This window comes from Bacteroides cellulosilyticus DSM 14838, from assembly GCF_000158035.1.
Classification (GTDB): Bacteria; Bacteroidota; Bacteroidia; order Bacteroidales; family Bacteroidaceae; genus Bacteroides; species Bacteroides cellulosilyticus.
The window spans coordinates 1,238,133-1,243,900 of the sequence record NZ_EQ973491.1; the positions used below are offsets into that span (position 1 = coordinate 1,238,133).

Consider the following 5,768-nt stretch of genomic DNA (forward strand, 5'->3'; position numbering starts at 1 on the left):
AAATATTGATATAAACTCGACAATATGAGTTTTCCTTTCAGCGATTATCTTTTTATGAAAGAGCAGTGACGAAATTCCAGAGAATCTTATTTTCTAAGCATTACTAAAATATACTAATGTGTAAATTTTGAGTAAAACTAGTGCAGGGCTGAAAGGAATATTGTATCTTTATCCCTCAAAAATAGAATAGAATAGATTATGGCAGAAAATGTAAAGCTCGCAGAGAATGTGATACTGGTGGACGTAGCATACTTTAATGACGTAGTTAAAGATCTGAAGAGATATTTTGAGTTGCAGCTGGGACGTCCGTTGCAGAATATTTATGTAGAAGAGTGGGCTTCTTATCTGGCACTCGACTCCGGTGTTCGTGATAAGGATAATAACATAGAAGTACTTTTTGTACATGACAGTCAGACCAATAAGTTGCTTCACTGCGATCCGTCTGATTTGAATAAAGATTTGAACGGGGTGGGCTATACAAATCAGTTAGGTGAGTTTACATTTACTTCTGTATCTTCTGAAGGATTGGTTCCACGGGCAAATCTCTATCTTGATCTGCTGAATATAGCACTTAACTCTGCCGATGTTAAACGGCTTATGCTGGTTCCGTTTATTGATGATTACGGTGCTAAATTAATGGAAGTTTTGGATGAGTATTTAAGAAATGCTGATACTGAAAACTCAAAAGGATTGTTTCTTTTCAATATGGATGAACCTGCGCATCCCCTTGGTTGCAAATGGGATTTACTGGGTTACTCCATGATGCGTGCATTGGGCATCAAGGCCGAAGAACTTGAATAATACCTGTTACTTATCACTAATCGCTAACCTTTAATCACTAACTCCCGTGTCTGATTTTCGTTTAAAAGTATTTCAGTCTGTAGCGAAGAACCTGAGTTTCACGAAAGCTTCGCAAGAGTTGTTTGTCAGTCAGCCTGCCATAACAAAGCATATACAAGAGTTGGAAAGCACTTATCAGGCGCGTTTGTTTGACAGGCAAGGTAGCAAGATTAGTTTGACCGAAGCGGGAAAGTTACTTTTGGAACATTGTGGCCGTATTCTGGAAGATTATAAGCGATTGGAATATGAGATGCATTTGCTGCATAATGAATATACCGGGGAATTGCGTCTGGGTGCCAGTACTACCATTGCCCAATATGTTTTACCTCCATTGCTTGCCAGCTTCATCAAAAAGTTTCCGCAAGTAAATCTTTCATTGATGAACGGCAATTCACGTGAGATAGAAGCGGCTTTGCAGGAACACCGCATAGATCTTGGGTTAGTGGAAGGTGTTTTCCGGTTACCAAATTTGAAATATACTACTTTTTTGGAGGATGAACTGGTGGCTGTGACACGTACGGGAAGTAAACTACAGGTAGGTGAAGAAATTACTCCCGAAGAGTTGCTTCATATTCCTTTAGTGCTTCGTGAAAGAGGATCGGGCACCTTGGATGTCTTTGAGAAGGCATTGCAACAGCATAATATAAAGTTATCGTCTCTTCAGGTATTAATGTATCTGGGTAGTACGGAAAGTATCAAACTTTTCCTGGAACATACTGACTGCATGGGGATCGTTTCCATTCGTTCTATCACCCGTGAACTCTATGCCGGACAACTGCGTGTCATTGAGATAAAAGACATGGTTATGCTTCGTGATTTTAGTTTTGCCCAACCTCAGGGACAGGAGAGCGGGCTTTCCCAGGTCTTTATGCAGTTTGCTGCACATCATAACCATAAGTTATAGCGTATAAACAGATACAATTGGTGTATATAGGTAAAGAAGCCTACCTTTGCACCCGGAAATCAGAAATAATATAAATATTGATATACAAGAAAAATTATGGCTTCAATTCAAACAGCGAGTGTAAACACTCTGGCGTATCTTCAACGGAAGAACAAAATTACTTATGTGTCTTTAGTGGTGCTTTTATCAATCTTCTTATTATTGGATTATATCCCCGGTTATTCTACTTGGGTGACACCTCCTGTCGCTTTGTTCCTGGGATTGATTTTTGCTTTGTCAAGCGGGCAGGCACATCCGAAGTTTAATAAGAAAGTATCCAAATATCTTTTGCAGTATTCAGTGGTGGGATTGGGATTCGGTATGAATCTTCAGGCATCTTTAGCCTCGGGTAAAGAAGGAATGGAGTTCACTGTTATTTCAGTAGTGGGTACTATGCTTATCGGTTGGTTCATCGGGCGTAAATTCCTGAAGGTAGACCGTGATACTTCTTACCTCATTAGTTCCGGTACAGCTATCTGTGGTGGTAGTGCTATTGCGGCGGTAGGTCCTGTGTTGCGGGCAAAAGATACGGAGATGTCTGTAGCGCTGGGTACCATCTTTATTCTGAATGCTATTGCACTGTTTATCTTTCCGGTAATTGGCCATGCTTTAGATATGAGTCAGCAAGAATTCGGAACATGGGCGGCAATCGCTATACACGATACCAGTTCGGTAGTGGGTGCCGGTGCGGCTTATGGTGAAGAAGCTTTGCAAATTGCTACGACCATTAAATTGACACGTGCCTTGTGGATTATTCCTTTGGCTTTGATTACTTCTTTTGTATTCAAGAGTAAAGGACAGAAGATAAGTATCCCCTGGTTTATTTTCTTTTTTATTCTGGCTATGGTATTCAATACATATGTATTAAATTCATCGGAAACCGGTATTATGATAGGAGAGGGAATTAACAGTCTGGCCAGAAAGACACTGACTATCACTTTGTTCTTTATCGGTGCTTCCCTTTCACGTGATGTATTGAAGGCAGTGGGCATCAAACCACTTATTCAAGGTGTGTTGTTGTGGGTTACAATTAGCGTAAGCACGCTGGCGTATATTTATTGGTTCTAAAGAAAACACTTATTAATATAAGGTATGCGGCAGAAGAAAATTTCTTTTGCCGCATTTTTGTATAAAATTCATTTTCTTTGTAACAAACTTCTGTCTCTTTACGTCTAATCAATAGATACAACCAATAAACAGGATTGAGATACAGAAAAGCCCATGGATGCTGAAAGTTTTAAAAATGAGTTTCTGCCTTACCACCGCAAGCTGTACAGTGTAGCCTATCGGCTGCTTGAGAATGCGGCAGATGCGGAGGACCTGGTTCAGGAAGCCTATCTGAAGCTATGGGATAAGCGGGAAGGATTGATGGTTATCAGCAACCCGGAAGCGTTCAGTGTCACTTTGGTAAAGAATATGTGCTTTGATTTGCTTCGTTCAGGGAAGTATGTCTTATCCAGGCAAACTGTGGAATTGACTGCTGTACAGGATATTTCTCAAGCTGATAATCTGGAGGTACGTGACGAGGTAAGGCAAGTAAAAGATATCATTGCCCACTTGCCCGAACAGCAGCAGCGGATTGTGAACTTGCGTGATGTCAAAGGCTGTTCTTACGAAGAGATAGAACAAGTGACCGGGTTGAACTCTACAAATATCCGTGTACTGCTGTCCCGGGCGAGGAAAAGAATACGTGAGGAATTTAATAAATGGAATAACTATGAAAGTCGAGGAAATTGAAAGGCTGCTCGCCGAGTTTTATGAGGGGAACACTACCGAGAGCCAGGAAGAGGCGTTGAGAGATTATTTCAGAACAACGGAAGTGCCCGAACATCTGCAAAAGGATAAAGAAATTTTTCTTAGCCTTAACCAGGGTGCAGATAGAGATGTGGAAGTTCCTGCGGGCTTGGGGGATAAACTGAGCCGGCTGATTGATGAAAAGGCTGAAGAAGAACAACGTTTCTTCCGGCCTAATAAATCCAGACGTAACTGGCACTGGATTGGGAGTGTTGCAGCAACCATACTGGTAATTATAGGTATCGGATATGGTGTGGAAAATCTGGGAAAAGATGTGTGTCCGCCCACACCGCAGGATACATTCTCTGATCCGGAAGAAGCTTATCAGGTTTTGCAAGCCACTTTGATTGAAGTTTCCACCAATCTGAACCAAGGCATTGCCCAGGTGAAGGAAACGCAAATGGATATGAAAAAAGTTAATCAGGAAGTAAAAAAAGAAATGCAAAGATAAACGATTATGAAACTCAACAAGATTTTATTGGCAGGTGTGCTGCTGATGCTCCCCCTGCTCTGCCAGGCGCAGAAAAATATATTCAATACGTATAATGATATGAAAGGGGTTTCCTCTGTTTATATCTCAAAAGCGATGATTGAAATGAACCCCAATCTTTTCACGAAGGATATCTATATTGGGAAAGTATCCGGTAAGCTGGAAAGCGTACAGATCGTTTCTACAATGGATAATAATATCAAGAAGGATTTGCGGAAAGATTTGCGTACACTGGTACAGTCGTCCAAATATGAGCTGTTGATGAAGCAGAAAGGGAATGTCTCCAGTTCCGAATTCTATATTAATAGGAAAGGGGATAAGGTGAAGGAACTGATTATGATTATAGACGGCGCTGCTAACTTGAAGTTCGTTTATCTGGAAGGAGAAATGACTTTGAAAGATATTCAGAATATCATGATGTATCAAAATACCAGTATGAATGTGGGAGGGAATGTATATCGTATTGTAGACGGTACTCTTGATTTGGCGGATTTGGGCGTTTTGGACGGTTTGAAAGGATTGGAAAGCTTACAGGGCTTAGAAGGTTTGAAGAGTCTGGAAAGCTTGAAAAGTCTGGAAAGCCTGAAAGGATTAAAGAATTTGAAAGACTTAGGTAAACTAAAAGATAGCGAATATTTAAAGAAACAGATGGATGCCGATTCCTGGAAACGTTTTGAGGAGAGCATGGAGATGCTGGAAAAACGCTTGGAAGACTTGGAATGAGGCTGTCTGCTGATAGGTGTAAATAGTTTGTTGAGAAAGGGGAACCGATTCCGGTTCCCCTTTTGTTATGAGTGAAAATTTGATTACTTGTCTTTTCTTAAAGCTTCGAAAATCAATCCTTCCAATTCTTCTGCCAATTCCGGATTGTCAGCGATAACTTGTTTGGCTGCGTCGCGGCCTTGGGCTATCTTGGTATCATTGTAGCTAAACCAGGAACCACTCTTTTTGACGATACCCAGTTCGGCACCCAAGTCAATGATTTCTCCGGCACGGGAAATGCCTTCTCCGAACATGATATCAAATTCTGCTCTGCGGAAAGGAGGTGCCACTTTGTTCTTTACCACTTTTACTTTAGTCTGTTTACCCAGCACTTCGTCACCATTCTTGATAGCCTGGCTTCCGCGGATATCAAGGCGTACGGAAGCGTAGAATTTCAGAGCGTTACCACCAGTGGTTGTTTCTGGATTACCGAACATTACACCGATCTTTTCGCGCAACTGGTTGATAAAGATACATGTGGTGCGTGTCTTACTCACGGCTGCCGTAAGTTTACGCAATGCCTGAGACATCAGACGTGCCTGCAAACCTACTTTATTATCCCCCATGTCGCCTTCGATTTCGGCCTTTGGAGTCAAAGCGGCAACAGAGTCCACAACGATGATGTCGATTGCAGAAGAACGGATCAGCTGTTCTGCAATTTCCAATGCTTGTTCTCCGTTATCCGGTTGAGAAATCAACAGGTTGTCTACATCTACCCCCAGTTTGGCCGCATAGAAACGGTCGAAGGCGTGTTCAGCATCAATAAACGCGGCGATACCACCTGCTTTTTGTGCTTCAGCAATGGCATGGATAGCCAGAGTTGTTTTACCGGAAGATTCCGGGCCATAAATCTCGATGATACGTCCGCGGGGATAGCCGCCAACGCCCAGTGCTACGTTCAGTCCGATAGAGCCTGAGGGGATTACTTCTACTTGTTCA

7 protein-coding genes are annotated in these 5,768 nt (G+C 41.9%); 6 read left to right on the forward strand and 1 reads right to left on the reverse strand.

Annotated features, from left to right (window positions below; all coding sequences use genetic code 11):
• Positions 1–198 precede the first annotated feature (198 nt).
• From BACCELL_RS17075 to BACCELL_RS17100, 6 genes are all read left to right on the forward strand, one after another.
• Entirely contained in the window at positions 199–801 is a 603-nt protein-coding gene (locus BACCELL_RS17075; RefSeq protein ID WP_007213202.1) for a DUF6621 family protein, read from the forward strand.
• A 46-nt stretch (positions 802–847) separates the two neighbouring features.
• Positions 848–1,744, forward strand: a complete 897-nt coding sequence (locus tag BACCELL_RS17080; protein WP_007213203.1) for a LysR family transcriptional regulator — start codon at positions 848–850, stop codon at positions 1,742–1,744.
• Between the two features lie 96 nt (positions 1,745–1,840).
• The gene (locus BACCELL_RS17085) at positions 1,841–2,851 is read left to right on the forward strand and encodes a YeiH family protein (RefSeq protein ID WP_007213204.1); all 1,011 of its coding nucleotides are present in this window, start codon (positions 1,841–1,843) and stop codon (positions 2,849–2,851) included.
• Positions 2,852–3,004: 153 nt separating this feature from the next.
• Positions 3,005–3,520 carry an RNA polymerase sigma factor gene (locus BACCELL_RS17090; RefSeq protein ID WP_007213205.1) on the forward strand — a complete coding sequence of 172 codons (516 nt, stop codon included), beginning with the start codon at positions 3,005–3,007 and terminating at the stop codon, positions 3,518–3,520.
• Positions 3,501–4,028, forward strand: coding sequence for a hypothetical protein (locus BACCELL_RS17095; RefSeq protein ID WP_007213206.1), 528 nt, complete (start codon positions 3,501–3,503; stop codon positions 4,026–4,028). The genes BACCELL_RS17090 and BACCELL_RS17095 overlap by 20 nt, the downstream gene beginning before the upstream one ends.
• Before the next feature lie 6 nt (positions 4,029–4,034).
• Entirely contained in the window at positions 4,035–4,790 is a 756-nt protein-coding gene (locus tag BACCELL_RS17100) for a DUF4252 domain-containing protein (protein WP_007213207.1), read from the forward strand.
• 83 nt (positions 4,791–4,873) lie between these two features.
• Here BACCELL_RS17100 and recA read toward each other — a convergent pair.
• A partial coding sequence (recA, locus tag BACCELL_RS17105) for a recombinase RecA (protein ID WP_007213208.1) occupies positions 4,874–5,768 on the reverse strand: 895 nt, incomplete at its 5' end.